At 67.2% G+C, this 22,714-nt stretch carries 21 protein-coding genes, 3 tRNA genes and 1 riboswitch; of the genes, 20 read left to right on the forward strand and 4 right to left on the reverse strand.

Annotated elements, in window-relative coordinates:
- Positions 1 to 94: 94 nt before the first annotated feature.
- The 4 genes from ACTJKY_RS16600 (at position 95) to ACTJKY_RS16615 (ending at position 5,929) form a co-directional block, all read left to right on the forward strand.
- Positions 95 to 169, forward strand: a tRNA-Val gene (locus ACTJKY_RS16600).
- Positions 170 to 306: 137 nt separating this feature from the next.
- Positions 307 to 1,197 (forward strand): DMT family transporter, encoded by an 891-nt coding sequence (locus ACTJKY_RS16605; RefSeq protein ID WP_440847219.1) that lies wholly within the window; start codon positions 307 to 309, stop codon positions 1,195 to 1,197.
- A 262-nt stretch (positions 1,198 to 1,459) separates the two neighbouring features.
- The gene (locus tag ACTJKY_RS16610; protein ID WP_440847220.1) at positions 1,460 to 3,061 is read left to right on the forward strand and encodes a hypothetical protein; all 1,602 of its coding nucleotides are present in this window, start codon (positions 1,460 to 1,462) and stop codon (positions 3,059 to 3,061) included.
- Between the two features lie 87 nt (positions 3,062 to 3,148).
- Positions 3,149 to 5,929 (forward strand): TonB-dependent receptor domain-containing protein, encoded by a 2,781-nt coding sequence (locus ACTJKY_RS16615; RefSeq protein ID WP_440847221.1) that lies wholly within the window; start codon positions 3,149 to 3,151, stop codon positions 5,927 to 5,929.
- Positions 5,930 to 5,992: 63 nt separating this feature from the next.
- Here the strand turns inward: ACTJKY_RS16615 and ACTJKY_RS16620 are convergent, their stop codons facing one another.
- Positions 5,993 to 6,658, reverse strand: a complete 666-nt coding sequence (locus ACTJKY_RS16620) for a prolyl hydroxylase family protein (RefSeq protein ID WP_440847222.1) — start codon at positions 6,656 to 6,658, stop codon at positions 5,993 to 5,995.
- Positions 6,659 to 6,771: 113 nt separating this feature from the next.
- Here ACTJKY_RS16620 and ACTJKY_RS16625 point away from each other — a divergent pair, with 113 nt between their 5' ends.
- From ACTJKY_RS16625 to ACTJKY_RS16635, 3 genes are all read left to right on the forward strand, one after another.
- Positions 6,772 to 7,947, forward strand: coding sequence for an ATPase, T2SS/T4P/T4SS family (locus ACTJKY_RS16625; RefSeq protein ID WP_440847223.1), 1,176 nt, complete (start codon positions 6,772 to 6,774; stop codon positions 7,945 to 7,947).
- 48 nt (positions 7,948 to 7,995) lie between these two features.
- Positions 7,996 to 8,072 (forward strand) — tRNA-His (locus ACTJKY_RS16630).
- 32 nt (positions 8,073 to 8,104) lie between these two features.
- Positions 8,105 to 9,154, forward strand: a complete 1,050-nt coding sequence (locus ACTJKY_RS16635) for a Glu/Leu/Phe/Val family dehydrogenase (RefSeq protein WP_440847224.1) — start codon at positions 8,105 to 8,107, stop codon at positions 9,152 to 9,154.
- A 39-nt stretch (positions 9,155 to 9,193) separates the two neighbouring features.
- On the opposite strand, the gene ACTJKY_RS16640 is transcribed toward ACTJKY_RS16635, so the two are convergent.
- Complete coding sequence (locus ACTJKY_RS16640) at positions 9,194 to 9,766, reverse strand: TMEM165/GDT1 family protein (RefSeq protein WP_440847225.1); 573 nt, start codon at positions 9,764 to 9,766, stop codon at positions 9,194 to 9,196.
- 10 nt (positions 9,767 to 9,776) lie between these two features.
- A riboswitch (yybP-ykoY riboswitch) is annotated at positions 9,777 to 9,960 on the reverse strand.
- 109 nt (positions 9,961 to 10,069) lie between these two features.
- Here ACTJKY_RS16640 and ccmC point away from each other — a divergent pair.
- From ccmC to ACTJKY_RS16680, 8 genes are all read left to right on the forward strand, one after another.
- Complete coding sequence (gene ccmC / locus ACTJKY_RS16645) at positions 10,070 to 10,789, forward strand: heme ABC transporter permease CcmC (protein WP_440847300.1); 720 nt, start codon at positions 10,070 to 10,072, stop codon at positions 10,787 to 10,789.
- Positions 10,786 to 10,917, forward strand: coding sequence for a hypothetical protein (locus tag ACTJKY_RS16650; protein WP_354278363.1), 132 nt, complete (start codon positions 10,786 to 10,788; stop codon positions 10,915 to 10,917). The genes ccmC and ACTJKY_RS16650 overlap by 4 nt, the downstream gene beginning before the upstream one ends.
- Positions 10,914 to 11,348, forward strand: coding sequence for a cytochrome c maturation protein CcmE (gene ccmE, locus ACTJKY_RS16655; RefSeq protein WP_440847226.1), 435 nt, complete (start codon positions 10,914 to 10,916; stop codon positions 11,346 to 11,348). The genes ACTJKY_RS16650 and ccmE overlap by 4 nt, the downstream gene beginning before the upstream one ends.
- On the forward strand, positions 11,345 to 13,273 hold the full coding sequence (locus ACTJKY_RS16660) for a heme lyase CcmF/NrfE family subunit (RefSeq protein ID WP_440847227.1): 1,929 nt from the start codon (positions 11,345 to 11,347) through the stop codon (positions 13,271 to 13,273). The genes ccmE and ACTJKY_RS16660 overlap by 4 nt, the downstream gene beginning before the upstream one ends.
- Positions 13,270 to 13,797 carry a redoxin family protein gene (locus ACTJKY_RS16665; protein WP_440847228.1) on the forward strand — a complete coding sequence of 176 codons (528 nt, stop codon included), beginning with the start codon at positions 13,270 to 13,272 and terminating at the stop codon, positions 13,795 to 13,797. The genes ACTJKY_RS16660 and ACTJKY_RS16665 overlap by 4 nt, the downstream gene beginning before the upstream one ends.
- The gene (locus ACTJKY_RS16670) at positions 13,794 to 14,201 is read left to right on the forward strand and encodes a cytochrome c-type biogenesis protein (RefSeq protein WP_440847229.1); all 408 of its coding nucleotides are present in this window, start codon (positions 13,794 to 13,796) and stop codon (positions 14,199 to 14,201) included. Before ACTJKY_RS16665 ends, ACTJKY_RS16670 begins: the two co-directional genes overlap by 4 nt.
- Positions 14,198 to 14,839, forward strand: coding sequence for a tetratricopeptide repeat protein (locus ACTJKY_RS16675; RefSeq protein WP_440847230.1), 642 nt, complete (start codon positions 14,198 to 14,200; stop codon positions 14,837 to 14,839). Before ACTJKY_RS16670 ends, ACTJKY_RS16675 begins: the two co-directional genes overlap by 4 nt.
- A gap of 69 nt (positions 14,840 to 14,908) precedes the next feature.
- Positions 14,909 to 16,366, forward strand: a complete 1,458-nt coding sequence (locus ACTJKY_RS16680) for a radical SAM protein (RefSeq protein WP_440847231.1) — start codon at positions 14,909 to 14,911, stop codon at positions 16,364 to 16,366.
- 42 nt (positions 16,367 to 16,408) lie between these two features.
- Here the strand turns inward: ACTJKY_RS16680 and ald are convergent, their stop codons facing one another.
- Positions 16,409 to 17,515 (reverse strand): alanine dehydrogenase, encoded by a 1,107-nt coding sequence (ald, locus tag ACTJKY_RS16685; protein WP_440847232.1) that lies wholly within the window; start codon positions 17,513 to 17,515, stop codon positions 16,409 to 16,411.
- Between the two features lie 134 nt (positions 17,516 to 17,649).
- Here ald and ACTJKY_RS16690 point away from each other — a divergent pair, with 134 nt between their 5' ends.
- The 4 genes from ACTJKY_RS16690 to ACTJKY_RS16705 all read left to right on the forward strand — a co-directional run bounded on the left by ACTJKY_RS16690 (position 17,650) and on the right by ACTJKY_RS16705 (position 20,862).
- Positions 17,650 to 18,120 carry an Lrp/AsnC family transcriptional regulator gene (locus ACTJKY_RS16690; RefSeq protein WP_440847233.1) on the forward strand — a complete coding sequence of 157 codons (471 nt, stop codon included), beginning with the start codon at positions 17,650 to 17,652 and terminating at the stop codon, positions 18,118 to 18,120.
- 168 nt (positions 18,121 to 18,288) lie between these two features.
- A complete protein-coding gene (locus tag ACTJKY_RS16695) occupies positions 18,289 to 20,223 on the forward strand; it encodes a potassium transporter Kup (RefSeq protein ID WP_440847234.1) in 1,935 nt (644 codons plus the stop codon).
- Positions 20,220 to 20,744, forward strand: coding sequence for a 2'-5' RNA ligase family protein (locus ACTJKY_RS16700; protein WP_440847235.1), 525 nt, complete (start codon positions 20,220 to 20,222; stop codon positions 20,742 to 20,744). Before ACTJKY_RS16695 ends, ACTJKY_RS16700 begins: the two co-directional genes overlap by 4 nt.
- Before the next feature lie 41 nt (positions 20,745 to 20,785).
- Positions 20,786 to 20,862, forward strand: a tRNA-Met gene (locus tag ACTJKY_RS16705).
- 177 nt (positions 20,863 to 21,039) lie between these two features.
- Here the strand turns inward: ACTJKY_RS16705 and ACTJKY_RS16710 are convergent.
- On the reverse strand, positions 21,040 to 21,207 hold the full coding sequence (locus ACTJKY_RS16710) for a hypothetical protein (protein WP_440847236.1): 168 nt from the start codon (positions 21,205 to 21,207) through the stop codon (positions 21,040 to 21,042).
- A 210-nt stretch (positions 21,208 to 21,417) separates the two neighbouring features.
- On the opposite strand from ACTJKY_RS16710, the gene ACTJKY_RS16715 reads away from it, so the two are divergent.
- A complete protein-coding gene (locus ACTJKY_RS16715; protein ID WP_440847237.1) occupies positions 21,418 to 22,524 on the forward strand; it encodes an acyltransferase family protein in 1,107 nt (368 codons plus the stop codon).
- Positions 22,525 to 22,714 lie beyond the last annotated feature (190 nt).

Raw genomic sequence — 22,714 nt, forward strand, 5'->3', positions numbered from 1 at the left:
CGAGCGGAGTGCGAAACGGGGCTGGACAGGCCCGCATCGGCACCGTAAAGGCCCGCTTCCCGTTTCGGCCGCAGGGTTTCACCCAAAGGCCAATGGGCGCGTAGCTCAGTGGTAGAGCACTGTGTTCACACCGCAGGGGTCGCTGGTTCAATCCCAGCCGCGCCCACCATGTAGAGAAGCCCGCTGGACCCTAGGTTCGGCGGGCTTTTTCGTTGTGCAGTGCAACGGGCAGCGTTAGGCGCTCTTCCATACCCGATCGCCGGTTCTATCGACCTCTGCGCGGGGCATGCGGAGGAGGCGGTTTCGATGTTGTGGGCAGGGGCGACGGTTGCGGCGGCGGCCTTCCAGGTGGCGCGTAACGCCTTTCAGCGCGGGATGATGGCGTCCAGCGGACCCTGGGGGGCGACGCTGGTGCGGTTCCTGTTCGGGCTGCCTTTTTCGACCGCGCTGATGCTGGGCGCCATCGCTTTCGCCGGCCCGGCCAATCTCCACCCGCATCTCGGCTGGGCCTTCTGGTGGCCGGCGCTGCTCGGCGCGCTGGCGCAGGTGCTCGCCACCGCCGCCTTGCTCCAGGCGATGCACCATGCCGGCTTCGCGGTCGGTACCGCGCTCCAGCAGAGCTCGGTGCCGCTCGCCGCATTGGCGGGGCTGCTGGTGTTCGGGGACACGCTGAGCGCGCTCGGCTGGCTGGGCGTGGCGGTGACGACCGCAGGGCTGGCGGTGCTGGTCTGGCCACGCAAGGTCGGCGGGGAGGGGAGGCTGCTCCCCGGCGTGGTGTTCGGGACGCTTTCCGGCCTGTTGTTCGGCCTTGCGCTCAACGGCTTCCGCCATGCCGGGCTTGCATTGGAGCCGGCGCACCCCTTCTTCGCGGCGATGACCAGCGTCACACTGGTGCAGGCGGTGCAGACCGTTGGCCTCGTCGCTTTCCTGCTATGGCGCGATCCGGCCGCCTTGCGCGCGGTGATCGCCGGATGGCGCGGATCGCTGGGTGCCGGGCTGTTCGGGGCGCTGGCCTCGTCGGGCTGGTTCTTCGCGCTCAACCTGGCACCGGCGGCAGCGGTGCGCTCGCTCGGCGTTGTCGAAATGCCGATCGCCGCGGTTGCCGGGCATCGGCTGTTTCGCGAGGCGCTCAGCATGCGGCAGGCGATCGCAGGGCTGGCGGTCTGTATCGGCGTGGTACTTACCGCCGGGCTTTGAGTTTGCGGAGGCCGACCGTCTTGGGTTGAACATTGCCGCGATGGCGATGTCGGCGCGCCGTCCCGCGCCGTCCCGCGCCGTCCCGCGCCGCGCGGCGGCAAGCGGCGGGTGTCGCGGACGTGTAATTTTAACGTCTCCAATCTGTCATCATATCCGCATCATCGAGTCATTTGCTCCGTCTAGTGCCCCGCTTGGGCGCAAGAGGGGCATCGCACGCATCGCCACGCGCCCGGTTCACAACGAAGACGGGAGAAATTGCGCGATGGCGAGCTTCAAGCGCTACGGCCTCATGTTCATGACGACAGCCGCGACGGCGGCACTCTCCGCCTGCAACGGCGCGGACAATGTGGCATCGCCGGGAGCAGGCAGCGTCGTAATCGTCGCACCGACGCCGACGCCCACCCCCGTGCCAACCCCTGCGCCGACCGCGGACATCACCGCAGCGCAGTTCGCCGCCCAAACCACCGTCAACGGCATCTCGATCACCGCCGACGAGCAGCTCGCGCTGGTGAAGGGCGGCACCAACAACAATGTGAACGGCACGAGCACGGGTATCACCGGCCTGTTCCCGGCGACCGCCACCTCGCTCTCTGCCGCGCTTGATCCCTCGTCGCTGGGGAGCTTCTTCACCAGCACCAACTATGTTGGCGCGCTCAACGGCCCGACCGACACCGCCTTCCAGCAATGGACCTGCAACTCCACCACCGCGAACTTCGGCGGTACCGGTGCCGCCTGTACCGCGGTGCCGGCGGTCGGCACCGGCGGTTCTGCAGCGGCTTGCCCGACGGGTACGACCGACGACGGGCTGGTGCAGACCTTCCGCGCCTGCCGTCTGCCGGCGGCGATCACCAGCGACCTGACGCTGCCGAAGGTCGCCGGCGTGTTCTACCGCCTGCGCGGCCAGACCGAAGTCGGCACCGATCAGGGCGCGAGCGGCGGCACGGGCGTGACGCTGACGATCGAGCCCGGCGTCGTCATCGCCGCGGATTCGAGCGAGGCGACCAACGACCTGCTGCTGGTCAATCGCGGTTCGAAGATCCAGGCGGTCGGCACCCGCGAGGCACCGATCATCTTCACCTCGCAGCAGAACCTCGCCACCAACGGCGTGAGCGATGCGACCCAGGGCCAGTGGGGCGGCATCATCCTGCTCGGCCGCGCGCGCACCGCGGTCTGCGCCGCCGGCACCGGCGGGACCAATCCGACGCCGTGCCAGCTGGCGATCGAAGGCGTTACCGGCCGCTTCTACGGCGGTACCAACGATGCCGACAGCAGCGGCCAGATGTCCTATGTCCAGATCCGCTATTCGGGCATCGCCATCTCGGACGGCAACGAGCTGCAGGGCCTGACACTCGGCGCGGTGGGCTCGGGCACGGTGCTCGATCACATCCAGAGCCACAACTCGGCCGATGACGGCATCGAGATCTTCGGCGGCGCGGCGAACATCAAGTACATCGCGGTCACCGGCGCAGACGATGACGGCTTCGACGTCGACAATGGCTGGCGCGGCTTCATGCAGTTCATGATCGCGGCGCAGAAGGTTTCGGGCGCGACGGCCGACTCCTTCTCGACCGAAATCGATTCGAACAACGCCGAAGACCTGCTGCCCCGCACCTGGGGTCGCTACGCCAACTTCACCTTCCTCCAGACCGCGAACGCCCCGGCGGCGATCCGCCTGCGGGGCGGCGCCGACATGACCTTCGTCAACGGTGTGGTGAAGACGCCGTCGAACGTCGCCTGTGTCAATCTCGTCGCCGGCGAGACCAGCGCGACCGATCGCTCGACGATCCGCGCCAAGAACGACGCGCTGCAGGACCAGGGCCCGCCGGTGTTCAACTCGGTGTTCTTCGCCTGCAACGGCCGCTGAGGCCGCAGGGACCCGCGAACCCGAGCCGGGGTGGTGCGCGCCACCACCCCGGCATCGCACGACCTTTCAAGACTGGATGACCCGGCCATGCAGCGACGCCATGCCTACGCCACGCTTCTTCTTCTGACGTCCCAGCTCGTGCCGGCGGCGGCGCTCGCCCAAAGCGCGGCTGCGCCCGCGCTGACCCCGGCAGCCCCTGCGGCGAACCCGCAGGACACGACCGAGCCGCAGGACGCGCAGCCGCCGGTCGAGGTCTCCGCGCCGGGCTTCGACGGCTCCGTGCCGCAGGAGATCGTCGTCACCGGTCGCTACATTCCCAACGTCGTCCGCGCGACGCCGCAGGTCGTATCGGTCCTGTCGAGCGAGGACATCGCCCGCACCGGCGAAGGCGACATTGCCGGCGCGCTCAGCCGCGTCACCGGCCTCAGCGTGGTCGGTGGCGGCTTCGTCTATGTCCGCGGCCTCGGTGACCGCTATTCCTCGTCGCTGCTCAACGGCTCGCCGCTGCCGAGCCCCGAGCCGCTGCGCCGCTCGGTACCGCTCGACATCTTCCCGACCACGATCGTCGGCTCGGCGCTCGTCCAGAAGACCTATTCGGTCAATTATCCGGGCGAGTTCGGCGGCGGCGTGATCAACCTCACCACCAAGGCGATCCCGAAGAAGGATTTCCTCACCTTCGGCGGCTCGCTCGCTGCCGACGACGCGACCACCAGCGAGCTCGGCTATACCTATTATGGCGGCAAGCACGACTGGCTGGGCTTCGACGACGGCACCCGCTCGGTGCCCGACTTCATCCGCAACGCCCCCAAGGGCACGGGCATTATCCCGGCCGAGCAGGTGCTGCAGCTTTCCAACGCCTCGACCACGCTGCTCCAGCGCAACGCGCAGCTGCCGGCGAACTGGTCGGCGGAGATCAGCGGGGGTGGGGCGCTCGACCTGGGGGCGGACCAGCTCGGCATCGTCGCCTCGCTCGGCTACAGCAACACCTGGCGCACGCGGCTGATCACCCAGCAGGACAGCGTCAACACCAATGGCGACCTTCGCAACGATTTCCGCACGCTGCTGACCGACAACCGGGTGATCGCCAACGGGCTGCTCGGCCTGGGCTATGCCTTTGGCGAGAACACCATTCGCATCACCAACGTCTATATCCGCGACGTCCTGAAGCAGGGCCGCGGCGCGGCGGCGGAAGTGTACAACAATGCCAGCGGCTTGCGCTTCCAGCAGAACACCAACTGGTTCCAGCGCGAGCTGTTCGAGACGCAGGGCGTGGCGGAACTCCGCCCGTTCACCGGGGTGAAGCTCGATCTGCGCGGCGCCTATGCCAATTCGAAGCGCAATGCGCCCTATGAGCGCCAGTTCGACTATCTCTGCTCGGCGACCACCACCACGGGCCAGCCGATTTCCTATGACGGTGGCAACGGCGCGAGCGGCTTCCAGTGCAACGGCGCCTATCAGGTGACCCAGCGCTTCTCGCCCTTCGCCTCGATCATCTTCTCGGATCTCAACGAGAATCTGTGGACCGGGCAGGGCGACCTTTTCTACAAGCCCGACGCGATCCCGCTGACGCTGTCGACCGGCTATTACTACTCGGACACCAAGCGCTTTTCGCGGCGCCTGCAGTTCAACTACCAGACCAGCACCGGCGGCGGCACCGCGCCGGGCTATCCGTACAACCTGCTGCGCCCGGATTATCTGCTCAGCCCGGACGTGGTGAACAATGCCTGCCCGCAGCAGGGCACCGGCGCGTGCACGATCCAGCTGCAGTTCAACACGCCGCTGGGCGCCTATGCCTATGACGCGGGCTTGCGCATCCATGCCGGCTATCTCCAGGCCGAGACCGATGCGATCGACGGCCTGCGGGTCGTCGGCGGCGTGCGCTACGAGAAGGGCAAGCAGTTCGTCACGCCGGTCGACAGCCCGTCGACGCGCCTTGACAACGACTATTGGCTGCCGGCGCTGACGCTCACCTGGAACTTCGCGCCCGACATGCAGCTGCGCGGCAGCTATGCGAAGACGATCTCGCGCCCGCAGTTCCGCGAGCTGGCGCCGCAGCAGTTCCGCGATCCGGACTCGGACCGCCTGTTCTTCGGCAATCCGCTGCTGCGCGACTCGACGCTCCAGAATTTCGAGGCGCGCTACGAATGGTTCTTCGCGCGCGAGCAGCGCTTCACGCTCGCCGGCTTCTACAAGCGGGTCCGCAACCCGATCGAGCAGGTCGGCTTCTACACCGGCTCGGACGACCGGCTGCAGACCGGCTTCACCAACCTGCCCAAGGCGACGCTCTATGGCGGCGAGGTCGAGGTGCAGAAGTACATCCCGCTGGAAGGGCTGAAGGGCGCCTTCTTCGCCACGCGCCGGATCACCGCGATCGCCAACTACACCTATACGCATTCGGCGATCACCGCGGACGGCAGCTGCGCGCCCAATGTGCTCAACCAGACGATCGGATCGTGTCCGGCCGGCTTCGGCCCGGCATCGCTCCAGTTCCGCGACGGCGCGCCGCTCACCGGGCAGTCCGATCACCTGGTGAACCTGCAGCTGAGCCTGGAGGATACCAGCCGGCTTTCCCAGCTGACCTTCCTGTTCAACTATGCGAGCGACCGCGTGACCAATCGCGGCCCGTCCAACCTTTCCGGCACGGGCTTCCAGCCGGATGTGATCGAGCGGCCGGGCGTGCGCTTCGACATCGTCGGACGGCAGGGCTTCGGAATCCGCGGCGCGCAGTTCGAGCTGAAGCTGGAGGCCCGCAACCTCACCCGCACGCGCTTCAGCGAGCGCCAGACGTTCGACAGCGGCAAGATCGTCTATGCCAACCGCTATGTGCAGGGCCGCATTTTCAGCATCGGCCTCAGCACCACCTTCTGATCGCCGCCGGTCTTACGATCGCAACGCCCGGGGGACGTTCCTCCGGGCGTTCGAGAGACAAGGTTACCAGCTCCAGGGGCGCTCGCGGAACCACTGGGTGATCACATATTTGGTGCCGGCACGCACCTTCATCGCGTGGTGGATCGTCGCGGGATTGACGGTGCCGTCGGGGCGCAGATTGTTCCAGGCGAGCAGCTTGCCGGGCTCGGGCTGGACGACCTTGTCGATCGCCTTGAAGCGGGTGGCGCCGCCGGCCTCCACCGGGTTGAGATAGAGCATCACCGTCCAGGTCCGCTGGCCGGAGACATTGCAGAATTTGTAGAAGTCGGCGGTGTCGGAGTCGAAATAATCGGTGTGCGCCTTGAACTCCTGCCCGATGGCGTAGCGCTGACCTTGCATCGGCTCGGCATGCGCGCCGTCGAGGCCGATGAAGTCGAGGATGCGCGCCTTGAGGTCGATCGCCAGCGGATCCTCGGCGGCGAGATCGCAGGTCTCGCTGGTGCGGAAGGCGTAATCGTCGCCGGCGTTGGCGAGGGTGGAGGGGCGGCGCTTTTCGTCGATGCGCGCCACCAGCGCCGCACATTGCGCGGCGTCGAGGAAGTTGCGCACCATGAACAGCGTCACCTTCGGGTTCGGCACCTTCTGGACGCCCGGATAGGATAGGATGCGCGCGACGACGGGTTCGGAGGGGTGGCCGCTGCCGAGCGACGGAAGGACGGGTGCATGCATGGCGTCACTTCTGCCAAAACCCTGCAGCGCATGCCAGCGGGACGCGCGACCGTCATAAATCTGCAGGTCGATTGTCACAAAGCCTGCGTAGCCGGGCTTTATCCAGCAGAGGGATGACAGTGCATACCGACATCGAACGGCATCCCGAAGCGGCAGGCGGAGCGCCTTCCGGCGCCCTGCAACTGGCGGCGCTGCTCGCCGAGGCCGCGCAGATCGAGGCCTCCCACCTCCATTTCGAACCGACCGCGCGGGGGATCGAGATCGCGTTCCGCACTGCGGGGTTGCTCCATCCTTTTCGTGCGCTCGACCAAGCCGAAGGCGACGCGCTACTCCGGCAGATCGTCGCCGCCGCGCGGCTTTCGCCCGACGCCGTGCTGCCGCAGCGCGGGGAGATGCGATGGGAAGGCGAGGTGCTCGACATCTTCGTGCTGCCGGTCGTGCGGGGGCGGCGTGTGGTGGTGCAGCGTGCGCCCCGCCAGGCCGGGCACCGCGAGCTCGAGGCTCTGGGGATGAGCGCGGCGCTGGCGAACCATGCGCGCATGGTGCTGGCGCGGCCCGGACTCGTGCTGGTGGCGGCCCCGCCGGGCCATGGCGGCAGCACGACGCTGCGGGCGCTGCTGTCGCTTGCCGCGTCACGCACCCGCCCTGCGCTGGCGGTTGCGAGTGGCGCAATGCCGGAAATGCCGGGCGTTAGCCGCGCGGACGCGTCGGTCGTTGCCCCGGCGGAAACGCTGCGCGCGGGCATCGAACAGGATGTCGACATCCTAATAATCGATTCGCTGGAGGATCGCGCGACGGCTGCGGCGGCGGTGCAGGCCACACAGGCGGGGCGGCTGGTACTGGCGGGTATCGATGCGCAGGATTCGGTGGCGGCAATCCAGCAGATGCGGGCCTGGCGGGTGGAGGCATTCCACCTCGCCTCTGCGCTGAGCCTGGTGATCGCGCAGCGACTGGTGCGGCGGCTGTGCCCCGAATGCCGTGAGCCGGTGCAGGCCACCGGCTCGGTCTCGGCACTGCTCGGCTTCGATCCCGGGGCTATCGTCTACGCCTCGGCGGGGTGCGTCGTGTGCGGGGGATCCGGATTCGCGGGGCAGACGGGGGTGTTCGAGTCGATTCGCGGCGACGCGACGATCCGCCGGCTGATCAATGACGGCGGCGACGCGGCGATTCTCGCCCGCCACGCCTTTGTCAGCACCCCCAATCTCGGCTCCGCGGCGCGGCATCTTGCCCGCACCGGGGTCACGACGCCGGAGGAGGCGGTGAAAATTTCCCGCGGGCAGGGTGCGTAAGGATCTTGCGCTCCGCTTCGGGGCCCGCTAAGCGCGCACTCCTTCACGGCGACCATAGCTCAATTGGTTAGAGCGCTGGTTTGTGGTACCAGAGGTTGCGGGTTCAATCCCCGTTGGTCGCCCCACTTTCCCCCTTCATAGCAGCGCGGATCCATCCATGATCACCGACTGGGGCTTTCCCGATTTCGACGACCACGAGGGCGTTCACCTCTTCTCGGATCGGGCTTCCGGCCTTAGCGCGATCATCGCGGTCCACTCGACCGCGCTGGGTGCGGCTGCCGGCGGCGTGCGCTTCTGGCACTATGCCGATCACCGCGCCGCGATCACCGATGCGCTCCGCCTCTCGCGGGGGATGAGCTACAAGAACGCGATGGCCGATCTGCCCATGGGCGGCGGCAAGGGCGTGATCCTGGCGGACAAGCCGGGTGCGGAAGTCACCCATGCGCAGCTGGAAGCGTTCGGCCGTGCGGTCGAATCGCTCCATGGCCGCTATGTGACTGCCGAGGACGTCGGCATGTCCGAAGCCCGTATGAAGGTCGTCGCGACCCAGACCAAGCACGTGTCGGGCCTGCCGGTGGCGGCGGGCAGCGCGGGCGGCGATCCGGGTCCTGTGACCGCGCGCGGCGTCTATCTCGGCGTCAAGGCGGCGGCGAAGCGTGGCTTGGGCGTCGATTCGATGGCCGGTGTGCGCGTCGCGATCCAGGGCGTCGGTTCGGTCGGCGGCGGGCTCGCCCGGCTGCTGGCGGCGGACGGCGCCAAGCTGACCCTCGCGGACGTCCATGGCGACCGCGCCAAGGCGCTGGCCGCCGAGCTGGGCGCCGAGGCGATCGACGCCGATGCGATCCTGACGCACGAAGCGGACATTCTCAGCCCCTGCGCGCTGGGGGCGATCCTCACCGAAGCGTCGATCGCGGCGCTCAATGTGCGCGTCGTTGCGGGTGGTGCGAACAACCAGCTCGCCACGCGCGAGGACGGCCATCGCCTCCACGCACGCGGCATCGTCTACGCGCCGGATTATGTGATCAACGCGGGTGGCATCATCAACGTCGCGCTCGAATATCTGGGGCAGGGTGACCGCTCCGAGGTCGATGCCCGGGTCGAGAAGATCCCGGTGCGCCTCAACCAGGTGTGGGACGAAAGCGCCGCGACCGGCGATCCGTCGAGCGAAGTCGCCGACCGCATCGCCCAGCGCCTGATCGGGCGGTAATTCAAAGACCCTCCCCATCACGGGGAGGGTCTTTTGCTATCAGAGCCACCCCGCCGTCTGTGCCACGAGCCACAGGCCGATGGCGACGAACAGCAGCGCGGCGATCCGGTGCACGGTCGTCAGCGGCACCCGGTCGATCACCGCCTTGCCGAGGAACACCGCCGGCACATTGGCGAGCATCATCCCCAGTGTCGTCCCCGCCGTCACCGGCAGCACCGCATGGAAGCGCGCGCCGAGCGCGACCGTGGCGACCTGGGTCTTGTCGCCCATCTCGACCAGGAAGAAGGCGATCGCGGTGGTGAGGAACGCGCCGAACCGCGCGGGCTTCGTACTTTCCTCCTCGTCCAGCTTGTCCGGGATCAGCGTCCACAGGCCCATCGCGACGAACGAGGCGGCAATCGCATAGCGGAACCAGATGCTGTCGAGCAGCCCGGCAACCTCGGCGCCCACCAGCGCGGCGAGGAAGTGGTTGGCGATCGTCGCGACGAAGATGCCGCAGATGATCGGCACCGGCCGCTTGAAGCGGGTCGCGAGCAGGATCGCCAGCAACTGGGTCTTGTCACCGATTTCGGCGAGCGCGACCACCGCGGTGGAGGTGAGCAGGGCTTCCAAGAAAATCTCCGGGGCCGGGCGGATGCGAATCCAACGACATCGCATCTCCCCGCCCGGCACGAGCGGAGATGCGACGCCATTGGTCTCGCCCGAACCTTGCGGCTCCGCCTGCGCCATGGCCTCTCGACCAAGTATGTTGACGCGGGCGCCCGGTGCGCGCGGCACCGGCTGGCTACTCCCCAGATGACGCGGATCGGGTAGCGGAACCTGCACGGCGTTGCAACCCTAGGCGCAGGAGGGGCGGGGACGTGCAATCGCTGCTTGGAATTGGGGGAGAAACCCGGCTACTCCAGCGCCGTGCCGATGCTACACGCCCTCGCCAATCCGGCGCGTTTCCTCAAGATCGCCCGGCCGCTCACGCCCGCCCTGTTCTGGGTCGGGCTGACGCTGACGCTGTTCGGCGCCTGGGCTGGTCTTACCCAGACGCCTGCCGACTATCTGCAGAAGGACAGCGTCCGCATTCTCTACATCCATGTGCCGACCGCGTGGCTTGGCATGGGCGGGTGGAGCAGCCTGGCGCTGGCGTGCCTGAGCTATCTGATCTGGCGGCATCCGCTGGCAATCATCGCCGCGCGCGCGATTGCTCCGGTGGGGGCGGTGTTCGCCGCGTTGTGCCTGATCAGCGGCTCGATCTGGGGGCGCCCGACCTGGGGCACCTGGTGGGAATGGGACGGCCGGCTGACCAGCATGCTGCTGCTGTTCTTCGTCTATATCGCCTGGATTGCGCTTGCCCGCGCCGATGCCGAGCGGAGCGGCGACGGGCGCATTCCGGCGCTGTTCGGCGTCGCGGGAACGGTGCTATTGCCTATCATTCGCTATTCGGTGGTGTGGTGGAACACGCTGCACCAGGGGGAGAGCATCGGGCTCACCCGCAGCAGCATCGATGCCTCGATGCTCTGGCCGCTGTGGTTCACGCTGTCGGGCTTCAGCCTGTTGTTCGGCGCGATCGTGCTGATGCGGATGCGCGCATTGCTCGCACGTCAGAAGGTCGAGGCCAGGCTGCGGCGGAGGGCGGCGCAATGAACCATTGGTGGTTCGTGACCGCCGCCTATCTGGTGGTGGCGCTCGGCACCGGCGGTATCGCCGCGGCTAGCTGGTGGGCGATGCGCCGCGCGGAAGCGACCGCCGACGCACTGGGTCGCCGCGCGTGAAGGCAAAGCATCAACGACTGACGCTCGCATTGCTGGCGGTGGCGGCGATCATCGGCGCGGCACTGCTGGCGCTCTCGGCGCTCAAGGACCAGGCCGCCTTCTTCTATGCCCCCGGCGATGTGGCGGGCAAGCCGCTGCCGCTCGGCAAGGCGGTGCGGCTGGGCGGCATGGTCGAGAAGGGCTCGCTGGTTCGCGCCAAGGACGGGGTATCGATCGCTTTCAAGGTCACCGACGGCAAGGACGTGGTGCCGGTGCGTTTCCGCGGCGTGACGCCGGACCTGTTCCGCGAAGGATCGGGCGTCGTCGCCGAGGGGCAGTTCCAGCCTGACGGCAGCTTCACCGCCGACAATCTGCTCGCCAAGCATGACGAGCGCTACATGCCGCCCCAGATGGCGGGGAAGATGCACAAGAGCGAGTCGCTGGAGCCATGATCGCCGAAGCCGGACTTGCGGCGCTGTGGCTCGCCACTGCCTTCGCCATCGCGCAGTTGCTGCTGGGCGCCGCCGCCGCGCGCGCGGGCGATCCGGGCGCGATGCTGCCGGGCGTCCGCAAGATCGCGCTGGTCCAGGCGCTGTTCGCGCTGCTGGCCTTTCTGATCCTGATCTGGCTGTTCGTCACCTCGGACATGTCGGTGCTGCTGGTGGCGGAGAACAGCCATTCGCAAAAGCCGATGCTCTACAAGGTGGCCGGCGCCTGGGGGAACCATGAGGGCTCGATGCTGCTCTGGGTGACCGTGCTGGCGGTCGCCGGTGCGGGTGTGGCGCTGTTCGAGCGGCGGCTGGTGGCGGAGACGCTCTCCGCCACGCTTGCCGCACAGGCGGCGATCGCGATCGGCTTCTATGCCTTCCTCGCCTTCGCCTCGAACCCCTTCGCACGGCTCAACCCCGCGCCGACGGACGGGCAGGGGCTCAACCCGCTGCTCCAGGACCCCGGCCTCGCCTTCCATCCGCCGACGCTCTATCTCGGCTATGTCGGGCTTTCGGTGGCGTTCAGCTTCGCGGTCGCCGCGCTGCTGATGCGCGATGTGGGCCCCGCCTTCGCCAAGGCGATGCGGCCCTGGGTGCTGGCGGCCTGGATCTTCCTGACGATCGGCATCACCGCGGGCAGCTACTGGGCCTATTACGAACTCGGCTGGGGCGGCTGGTGGTTCTGGGATCCGGTGGAGAATGCCTCGCTGATGCCGTGGCTGGCGGCGACCGCGCTGCTCCACTCGGTCAACGTGCTGGCGACGCGGGACGGGCTGCGCGCCTGGACGCTGATGCTGGCGGTGGTCGCCTTCTCGATGTCGATGGTCGGCACCTTCCTGGTCCGCTCGGGCATCCTGGTGAGCGTCCATTCCTTCGCCGTGGACCCGACGCGCGGGACTTTCCTGCTGGCGCTGCTGGGCATCTACATCGGTGGCGCGCTGGCGCTGTTCGGCGCGCGCGTCGGCACGGTGACGCAAGGCGCGACCTTCCAGCTGGTCAGCCGCGAGGCGGCGCTGGTGCTCAACAACCTGCTGCTCAGCGTGATCCTGGGCATCGTGCTGATCGGCACGCTCTACCCGCTGGTTGCGCAGGCGATGGGCGTGCAGCTCTCGATCGGCGCGCCCTTCTTCGAGAAGACCGCGGTGCCGATCGCGCTGTTCTTGGTCGCGGGCACGGCCGCCGGACCGCTGCTGCGCTGGCGCAAGGACTCCGCCCAGGCGCTGCTCTCACGCCTCACCATTCCGGTTGCCGTGGCGGGCGTGACCTTTGCGCTGTTCTTTGCGCTGTCCGGCTTCACCTCGCCGATCGCGGTGCTGGTGCTGGCGCTCGCCTTCGGGCTGGCCGCCGCGAGCGTCGCGCCCTTGTGGAAGCGCAACCTCCGCCGCACGCCGCTGCCGATCTACGGCATGGTCGTCGCGCATCTCGGCGTGGCGGTGAGCCTGGCCGGCATGGCCGCGGACACGCTGTTCAAGCAGGAGCGGCTGGCGGCCGTCGCAATCGGCGACAATCTCACCGTCGGCCCGTTCAAGGTCACCCTGGCCGAGGTACGGCCCACCGTGGGCCCCAACTGGTCGGCGATGGAAGCGCGGTTGCAGGTGCAGCGCGGGACCGCCGAGCCTTTCGAGCTGATCCCCCAGCAGCGCTTCTTCGCCAATCCGCCGACCAACACCAGCGAAGCCGCGATCGCCACCCTGTGGGACGGGCAGGTCTATACCGTGCTGGGCGCCGCCGACGGGGAAGGGCGCTGGCAGCTTCGCCTCTGGTGGAAGCCGTTCGTCACGCTGATCTGGGCGGGCGGCGGGCTGATCGCCCTGGGCGGCATTCTGTCGCTGCTCGGGCGGGTGCTCCGCGCCCGCCGAGAGGCGCGCGAGCGGGAGGAATGGGCATGAAGAAGCTGCTGATCTGGCTGCCGCTCGCCCTTTTCGTCCTCGTCTTCGTGCTGGTGGTGAACGGCCTGATCCAGCCGAGCGACCGCATCGTGCGCTCGGCGATGGTCGGCAAGCCGCTGCCCACGCTGCAGCTTCCCGCGATCGTTCCGGGCAAGCCCGGCATCGACACCGCTGCCTGGCCCAAGGGCAAGCCGCGGCTGCTCAACGTTTTCGCCAGCTGGTGCATCCCGTGCGTCGCCGAGGCGCCGCAACTGCTCAAGCTCAAGCAGGCCGGCGCCCAGATCGATGCGATCGCGGTGCGCGACACCGCAGCCGAGGTGCAGGCCTTCCTCGCGCGCAACGGCGACCCCTATGCGCGGATCGGCGACGATGCGGCAATGCGGGCGCAGCTCTCGCTCGGTTCCTCGGGCGTGCCGGAGACCTTCGTGATCGATTCCCGCGGGGTGATCGTCGACCAGCATATCGGCGACATCCGCGCGGAGGACGTGCCCAAGCTGCTCGCCGCACTGGAGAAAGCCAAGTGAGGCGGGCGCTGCTGCCCGTGGCGCTGCTGCTGGCAGGCGCGGCGCAGGCGGATTCGACGCTGCCGGCGTCGCCGCTCGCCTATACCCAGCTGCCCGACCCGGACCAGGAAGCCCAGGCCAAGGCGCTGATGGAGACGCTGCGCTGCCTCGTCTGCCAGGGCCAGAGCATCGCCGACAGCGATGCCGACATAGCCGGCGAAATGCGCGCACTCGTCCGCCAGCGGATCGCTGCGGGCGAGCCGCCCGCCCAGGTCCGCAAATGGCTGATGGAGCGTTATGGCGACTACGTCACCTACGACCCGCCGCTGAGCTGGATCACCGCACCCTTGTGGATCGCCCCGCTGGCGTTGCTCGCCCTCGGGCTGCTGATCGCGCGCCGCCTGTTCAAGAGGAAGACGGCATGACGGGATGGCTGGTCTTCAGCGGCTTTGTGCTGCTCGCAATTGCGCTATTGCTACTCATTCGCTTTCCGTGGCGCTTCTGGACGGTGCCTGCGATGGCGGTGATGCTCGCGGCCGCGGGCTATGCGTGGCAGGGACAGCCGGGCCTGCCTGATCATCCGGTGGAAGGCGTCACCAGCGTGCGCCCGCTCGATCCGGATCTGATCGCGGCACGGGAAGGGCTCTTCGGCCGGTTCAACTTCGATTACAGCTACTTCATGGCCGCCGATGCGATGACCCGCGCCGGTGCGCCGCAGCTCGCCGCGACGGTCATGCTGGGCGCGGTGCGCAAGGCGCCGAACGATCTGGGGCTCTGGTCCGGGCTCGGCCTCGCGCTTGCCGAGCATGACGGTGACCAGCTCTCCCCGGCGGCGCGCTACGCCTTCGACAGGGCCGAGACGCTCGCGCCGATCCATCCCGGACCGCCCTTCTATCGCGGTGTTGCGCTTGCCCGATCCGGCGATCTTGACGCGGCGAGACAGGCATGGGGCAAGGCATTGCGGTTGGTGCCGCCGACCGCGAGCTATCGTAATGACATGGTCGCCGTGATGCTGAAGCTGGATCCCGGGCTCGCCGCGGCAGCGCAGGCCGCCAAACCCTGACTCTTCGGCAACCCTCTATACTGGAAGGAGCGCCGTCGCGTCGGCGCCTTCAAGGGACGGATGACTGCCATGAAGAAGACCGTGCACAATGCTGCCGCCAGAGCGGCCGCCAAGGCCGAGGAGGCCGCGCGCAGCCAGGCGCAGGACATGCTGCACACCATGTTGCAGGATCTGATCCAGATCGATGACCGGCCGGAAATCTGGGCAGCCTTTCCCCAATTCCTCCAGGCGCTGCCGCATTTCTCCACGGTGATCCGCGATACGCACGCCGCGGCGATGCGCAGCAATCCCAAGATCGACCTGTTTCTGGCGATCGCGCTCGAGATCCTCGTCGCGATGTGCGACGCGCACCAGGGGCAGGTGCCCGCCGCCGTCGCGCGGCTGACCCGCGCCGCCACGATGCAGAGCAATTCGCTGCTGCTCCAGGGCGCCCTGTTCCACGTCCAGGGGCTGGCCGATCCCGCCAACCCCAAATACCGGCTGGAGGAGCGCTTCTGCGTGAAGCCCTTCACCGAACTCCATGTCCTGGAGCGGACCACGCACCAATGCTGCGCGAACTGGCTGCCGACCTCGGCGGGCGATCTGAGTGCGTCGAGCTGGGAAAGCGTGTGGAATTCGCCGACGGCGCAGGCGGTGCGCGCCAGCATCCACGACGGCAGCTATCGCCACTGCAACAAGACCGCTTGTCCCGACATCCAGGCCGGCACCCTGCCGACGAAGCAGCAGGCAATGGCCCGGTGGCCTGGCCTGGCGGCGCTGATTGCCGCGCGCGAAACGGAAATGGCAGGCGGTCCGGAGGACGTGAACCTCGCCTATGACGTCACCTGCAATCTCTCTTGCCCAAGCTGCCGCACCACCAAGCAGGCCGCCGATGCCGCCACGCGCGAACGCTATGCGGAAATGCAGGAGCGCGCGATCCTGCCGATGCTGCGCGAGGCCAAGTCGGTGTTCATCACCGGATCGGGCGATCCCTTCGCCAGCAAAAATTTCCGCCAGCTGATGGAGCGGCTGACCCCGGACGACTATCCCGATCTGCGCTTCCGCATCATGACCAACGCGATGCTGTTCACGCCGCGCGAATGGGAGAAGTTTCCGGCGCTGCACGCGCGCGTCCAGTCGCTCCAGATCAGCATCGACGGCGCCTCCAAGCATACCCACGAGCTGCTCCGCCGCGGCGCACGCTGGGAGGTGATGGAGGAAAATCTGCGCTTTGCCGCCGATCTGCTGGCGCAGGGCATGGTGGAGTCGCTGTATCTCAGCTTCACCGTGCAGGTGGACAATTTCCACGAGATGGGCGCGGCTGTCGATCTGGCCGAGAGCCTCGGCGTCACGGGCCTCTATTTCGGCAAGATGACCAACTGGGGCACTTTCTCGCCGGAAGAATATGCGCAGAAGGCGGTGTTTACGCCGACCCATCCGCAGTTCCGCGCCTTTCTGGCGGCGATGGCCGATCCGCGGCTGCGGTCGCCGCGTGCCATCCTGGGCAATCTGGTCGACTATCTGCCCCAGCAGGCGGCGGCCGCCTGAGTAGCGCCGCCCGGGCCGGAGCCCGGGCGGGAGGGGCGGGGTTCAGCCCGCCCAGGCTTCGAACGGCAGGTCGAGCGCGTCGGCCACCGCCTGGTGGCGGATCTTGCCGCCCGAGACGTTGAGGCCGTTGGCGAGGTGGCGATCGGCCTGCATCGCCGCTTCGGCACCGTGGTTGGCGAGCTTCAGCACGAAGGGCAGCGTGGCGTTGTTGAGCGCAAAGGCCGAGGTGCGGGCGACCGCGCCCGGCATGTTCGCCACGCAATAATGGATCACGCCGTCGATCTCGAACACGGGATCGTCATGGGTGGTCGCGCGGCTGGTCTCGAAGCAGCCGCCCTGGTCGATCGCGATGTCGACCAGCACCGAACCGCGCATCATCGTCTTGAGCATGTCGCGGGTGACGAGCTTGGGCGCCGCGGCACCCGGCACCAGCACCGCGCCAATCACCACCTGCGAGGTACGCACCGCCTCGGCGATCGCGGCCTTGCTGGCATATGCAGTCTTGATCTGGCTGCCGAAATGCATGTCGAGCTCGGCCAGCCGCTCGTTGTTGATGTCGTAGATCGTTACGTCAGCGCGCTGGCCGGTCGCCATCTGCGCGGCGTTGATGCCCGAGACGCCGCCGCCGAGGATCGCGACCTTGCACGGTGCCACGCCCGGCACGCCGCCGAGCAGCTCGCCGCGGCCACCCTGTTCCTTCTCGAGATAGTGCGAGGCGACCTGGACCGACATGCGGCCGGCGACTTCGCTCATCGGCTTGAGCAGGGGAAGGGCGCCCGAGTTCGACGTCACCGTCTCATAGGCGATGCAGGTCGCGCCGGACTGCATCAGGCCCTCGGCCTGCGGCTTGTCGGCGGCGAGGTGGAGATAGGTGAACAGCAGGTGGCGCGGCTCCAGCAGCGCGATTTCCTGCGGCTGCGGCTCCTTCACCTTCACGATCATGTCCGACTGGGCGAACACGGTCTTGGCGTCTGGCGCGATTTGCGCGCCGACCGCGGTATAGGCGGCATCGTCGAAATCGATGCCCATGCCGGCCTTGGTCTCGACCAGCACGCTGTGGCCGGCATGGACCAGCTCGGCCACCGAGGCGGGGGTTAGGCCGACGCGATATTCGTGATTCTTGATTTCCTTGGGAACGCCGATGCGCATGGGAACTCTCCTAAGTTCGGATGCGGCACTGTATCGCAGATGGCGGTGCGAATCCCTGCAAAGCAGGCAGCGCGGGCGAGCGCTGCACGCATGGATCTTGCGTTTATTACGCCATTGCGCGCATTCCATGCGGAATGGATCGAATCGACACAGCAATCCTCAAACTGCTTGCGATGGACGCGCGCGCGCCGGTGAGTCAGGTCGCCGCGGTGGTGGGCTTGTCGCAGTCGGCGTGCACCCGGCGCATCCAGGCGCTGGAGGCAAACGGCCTGATCCGCGGCTATGGCGCGCGGCTGGGCTACCGGACGCTGGGCTTCCGAGTCACCGCGCTGGTCGACATCACGCTCGGCACGCAGGTGGAGGAGGATCTCGCCCAGTTCGAGGCTGCCGTGGGGCGAATCGACGGGGTGGTGGAATGCGCGCTGGTCTCGGGCGGGCAGGATTATCGGCTCAAGATCCTGTGTCGCGACCTCGACGATTATGAGCGGCTGCACCGCGAACATCTCGGCCGGCTGCCCGGGGTGGTGACGATCAACAGCAGTTTCGTCCTGCGCGAGGTGCCGACCAGGGGGGAAGGCGACGCCTTGTTCGGCGCCGCGCGATGACTATCTTGGGGGATGTTGGAACGGGCGCGGCGCTGGTGCGTCTAGCGCCCCTGGACACGCTTGTTGATAGGGCATGTTGCACATGCTAACTGCCCGCATCCTGATGATGATGAGAACACAGGTCTCTATGGCCAGGTCGGTTCGCTACTCTCAGCGTCAGTCGCATCGGTGAACACCGCCGCGACCGGAGACGCTGCCGCGCTCCTCCCCGAATCGGATCCGCATGTCGGTCATGGCCAGCACGGCCAAGACCCGACGTGGAAACTCGCGCTCGGTGCCATCGGCATCGTGTTCGGCGACATCGGTACCAGTCCGCTCTACGCGTTTCGCGAGACCTTCGCGAACGAGCATCACGAGCTGCCGCTCGACACCCCGCATGTGCTGGGTGCGATCAGCCTGATGTTCTGGTCGATGATGGTGGTGGTGACGCTGAAATACGTCACGATCATTATGCGGGCGGACAACAAGGGCGAGGGCGGCAGCCTAGCGCTGCTCGCGCTGATCTCGGGCAGGGGCGGCCAGCGCCGCTGGACTCAGGGGATCGTGCTGCTCGGCGTGTTCGCGACCGCGCTGTTCTACGGCGATTCGATGATCACCCCGGCGGTTTCGGTGCTGTCGGCGGTGGAGGGCCTTGCCGTTGCCGCGCCTGGCTTCCACCGGCTGGTGGTGCCGATCGCGGTCGTCATCCTGGTGATGCTCTTCTCGATCCAGCGGACCGGCACCGCGCGTGTCGGCGCGTTCTTCGGCCCAGTGATGATCTTCTACTTCCTCGTCATCGCGACTCTGGGCGTGATCAGCATGATCCAGACCCCGCACGTGCTGCAGGCGCTGTCGCCGCACCATGCCGTGCATTTCTTCATGCTGGACCCGCTGCGCGCCTTCCTGGCGCTCGGCTCCGTGGTGCTGGCGGTGACCGGCGCCGAGGCGCTCTACGCCGATATGGGCCATTTCGGCCGCAATCCGATCCGCGTTTCCTGGCTGTGGTTCGTGCTGCCGGCGCTGATGATGAATTATATGGGGCAGGGCGCGCTGCTGATCCGCGATGCGGAGGCGCTGCGCAGCCCCTTCTACCTGCTCGCCCCCGAGGCGCTGCGTCTGCCCTTGGTGTTCGTCGCCACCGCCGCCGCGATCATTGCCTCGCAGGCCGTGATCTCGGGCGCCTTCTCGGTGACGCAGCAGGCGATCCAGCTCGGCTTCGTGCCGCGCCTGCGGATCGACCATACCAGCGCCGCGACCGCCGGGCAGATCTACATTCCGATCATCAACTGGGCGCTGATGATCATGGTGATCCTGCTCGTGCTCAGCTTCCAGACCTCGTCGAACCTCACCGCGGCGTACGGCATCGCCGTCACCGGCGCGATGTTGATCGACAATTGCCTGCTGGCGGTGGTGCTGTTCAACCTGTGGCACTGGAAGAAGCGCTACGCGATTCCGCTGCTCGCGATCTTCTTCACCGTTGACCTCGCCTATTTCGCGGCCAACCTCACCAAGGTGCCCGATGGCGGCTGGTTCCCGCTGATGGTGGGCTTCATCGTCTTCACCCTGCTCACCACTTGGGCCAAGGGCCGCAAGCTGATGATCGCGCGGCTGCGCGAGAGCGCGATGCCGATCCAGATCTTCATCGAATCGGCCGCCAATGCCGCGACCCGCGTGCGCGGCACCGCGGTGTTCATGACCTCGACGCCGGACGGCGTGCCGCACGCGCTGCTCCACAACCTCAAGCACAACAAGGTACTCCACGACCGGGTGATCCTGCTGACCGTCAAGATCAGCGACGTGCCCTACGTGCCGGAGGAGAAGCGCCTGGTCGTGGAGGATCTCGGCAAGGGCTTCCACCGTATGATCCTCTATTACGGCTTCATGCAGGAGGCGGACGTGCCGGCAGCGCTCAAGTCGGTCGATGCCTGCGGCGCCGAGTTCAAGATGATGGAGACCAGCTTCTTCCTCGCCCGCCAGACCCTGCTGCCTTCGTCGCGGCCGGGGATGATGATCTGGCGCGAGAAGCTGTTCGCCTGGATGCTGCGCAACGCCGAAAGCGCGATGGAGTTCTTCCGCCTGCCGACGAACCGCGTGGTGGAGCTGGGCAGCCAGGTGGAGATTTGAGCGGGGCTCCGGCCCCGCTGCCTGCGCCGCTGATCGTCACTGCCCTGTTCGGCAAACAGGACCAGGCCTCGTTCGATTCGCTCCGCCGCGCGCATTTCCCGCCCGAGCGGAACCAGCTCGATGCGCACCTAACGCTGTTCCACCACCTGCCGCCCTCGGTGGCGGAGGAGCTCAAGCATCGTCTCGCCCAGGAGACCCGCGGCATCCGTGCGCCGCGCGCGCGGGTGAGCGGATTGATGTCGCTGGGGCAAGGGGTGGCGTACCGGATCGAGGCACCGGAACTGGACGCGATTCGAGCCGGGCTGCTCCACGCCTTTGCAGGTCTGCTTACCCCCCAGGATGCGGGCCGCTGGCGGCCCCATGTGACCATCCAGAACAAGGTGCGGCCGGTGCTCGCCAAGGCCTTGCTGCGCGCGCTGGAAGCGGATTTTTCGCCCAAAACCGTGGAAATTTCGGGGCTTGCGAGCTGGTGGTATCGCGGCGGTCCATGGGAATTGCATTCTCGTCACATGTTCGCTTGACGGATCGTGTCCACCGACATAGATGGCCGCTCTCGCTTCGGGGCGGAGTAGCTCAGTTGGTTAGAGCAGCGGAATCATAATCCGCGTGTCGGGGGTTCAAGTCCCTCCTCCGCTACCATCCCCAAGCATCTGATTTAGCTGCGAAGTTTCCCAGTTGAACGGATGCGTTTGGACGACGCGACTGCGCCGGTTGGGCGTTTATTTGGGAAATCAGCCGCTTTCGAGCTTCGTGATCGCTGAATCGGCGAGGCGCTGATCGCGATGGAGATAATGCGCATCAGCGCCGCGGCCGCAATCATGAACCTTCGAGAAGGGATGCGTAGGCGGTGCTCGGCTCATCGTGTGACGTGATCCCGAGCAGGTCGGTGATCATGAAGTTCACCAGCATCGCGATGCCGAAGGCGGCAAGCAGATACCATGCCGCCTGGGAAGCGGCGCTCCTTGGGTTCTCACTGCCCTTCATGGCTCCTCCTTCGTCCTCGAAGGCTGCCCAACGCCAGCAGCGATCGCGAGCATAGCGTGACCCCGGACGGGGAAGATCGCGCAATGATCCGTTCCGGACCTTCTTCGGTCCGCCTGGGCGCCCCAACCCGATATCATCGGTACATCCGACGCGTGGATGGCACGTTTTCGTCAGCCGGTGGATCGGCTGACCGGGGGGAAGGGGCGACAAATGACCAGTTTGGGGGAACGGTTCGCCGCGCGTGTGACGAGCGGCTTCGATTATGCGCGGCTCCTGCTCGCGCTGGCGGTGGTGCTCTGGCACAGCTTTCCGGTGACGATGTCGACCGAGGCGCTGATGTCCTATGTCGATGCGCCGGTCATGGTGCTCGTGCGTGTCATCCTGCCGATGTTCTTCGCGCTGAGCGGCTTCCTGGTCTCGTCGAGCCTGGAGCGCGCGCCGAACCTCGGCGTATTCCTGTGGCACCGCGTGCTGCGCATCTTCCCGGCGCTGACGGTGGAGGTGCTGCTCTCCGCGCTGATCCTCGGGCCGCTGCTGACCAGCGTGTCGCTCGCCACCTATTTCACACACCGCGAGTTCTTCGAATATCTGGTCAACATTCTAGGCTGGATCCATTTCCGGCTGCCCGGTGTGTTCCTCGACAACCCCGTGTCCGGCGTCGTGAACAGCTCGCTCTGGACGGTGCCGTCGGAGCTGGAATGCTACATCACGATCAGCGTCCTGTTCCTGATCGGGTTCACGAAGCGGCCGAAGCTGCTCGCCGCCACCTATGTGGTCGCGGTAGCAGTCCTGACGTGGCACCAGATGGCGACCGGGGCGCCGACCTGGTTCAATGTGGACAAGTTCAACCTGACGCTCAGCTTCGTCGCCGGGATGGTGGTGTACCGTTTCCGCTACGTGCTGCCGGGCGGCTTCGCGGTCGCCGTCGCCGCCTTCGCCGCGGCGTGTCTGCTGCTATACTTCCCGAACGCGCAATATCTCGCCAGCTTCCCCGCCGCCTGCGCGATCGCGGCATTCGGCTGCAACCGGATGTGGCGCCCGAAGCTGCTCTTCGGCGGCGACTATTCCTACGGTCTGTATCTCTATGCCTATCCGATCCAGCAGACGGTGGTGCACCTGATCGGGCCGGGCAAGTTCTTCGAGACGCTCGCCTTGTCGCTGCTGGCGATGGTGTGCTTCGCGGTATTTTCCTGGCACGCGATCGAGAAGCGCATCCTCGCGTTCAAGGATGCCTTGCCCGGGATCGTCCAGTGGGTACGCCGCTCCACGCTTGCGCGGCGCCTGAGCCCTCCTGGAGGGCAGGCCGAACCTGCCTGAAGACTGCAGCCGAAGCCGCGGGCTGCGCCTGGCTGGCGGGCAGGGTGTGTTGGGGGGATCGCCGTCGTCGGCGGCGGGTACGTCCTGCACCCGGTACCGATTTCGCGCAGGGGATGGTCGTGCGCGAGAAGTCTTCGTCAGCTCGAGGGGTTGCACTGCGCATCGGAAGGGCGATCGCCCCTCCGATGCA

Source organism: Sphingomonas sp. 22176, assembly GCF_052045505.1.
In the GTDB taxonomy this organism is placed as follows: Bacteria; Pseudomonadota; Alphaproteobacteria; order Sphingomonadales; family Sphingomonadaceae; genus Sphingomonas.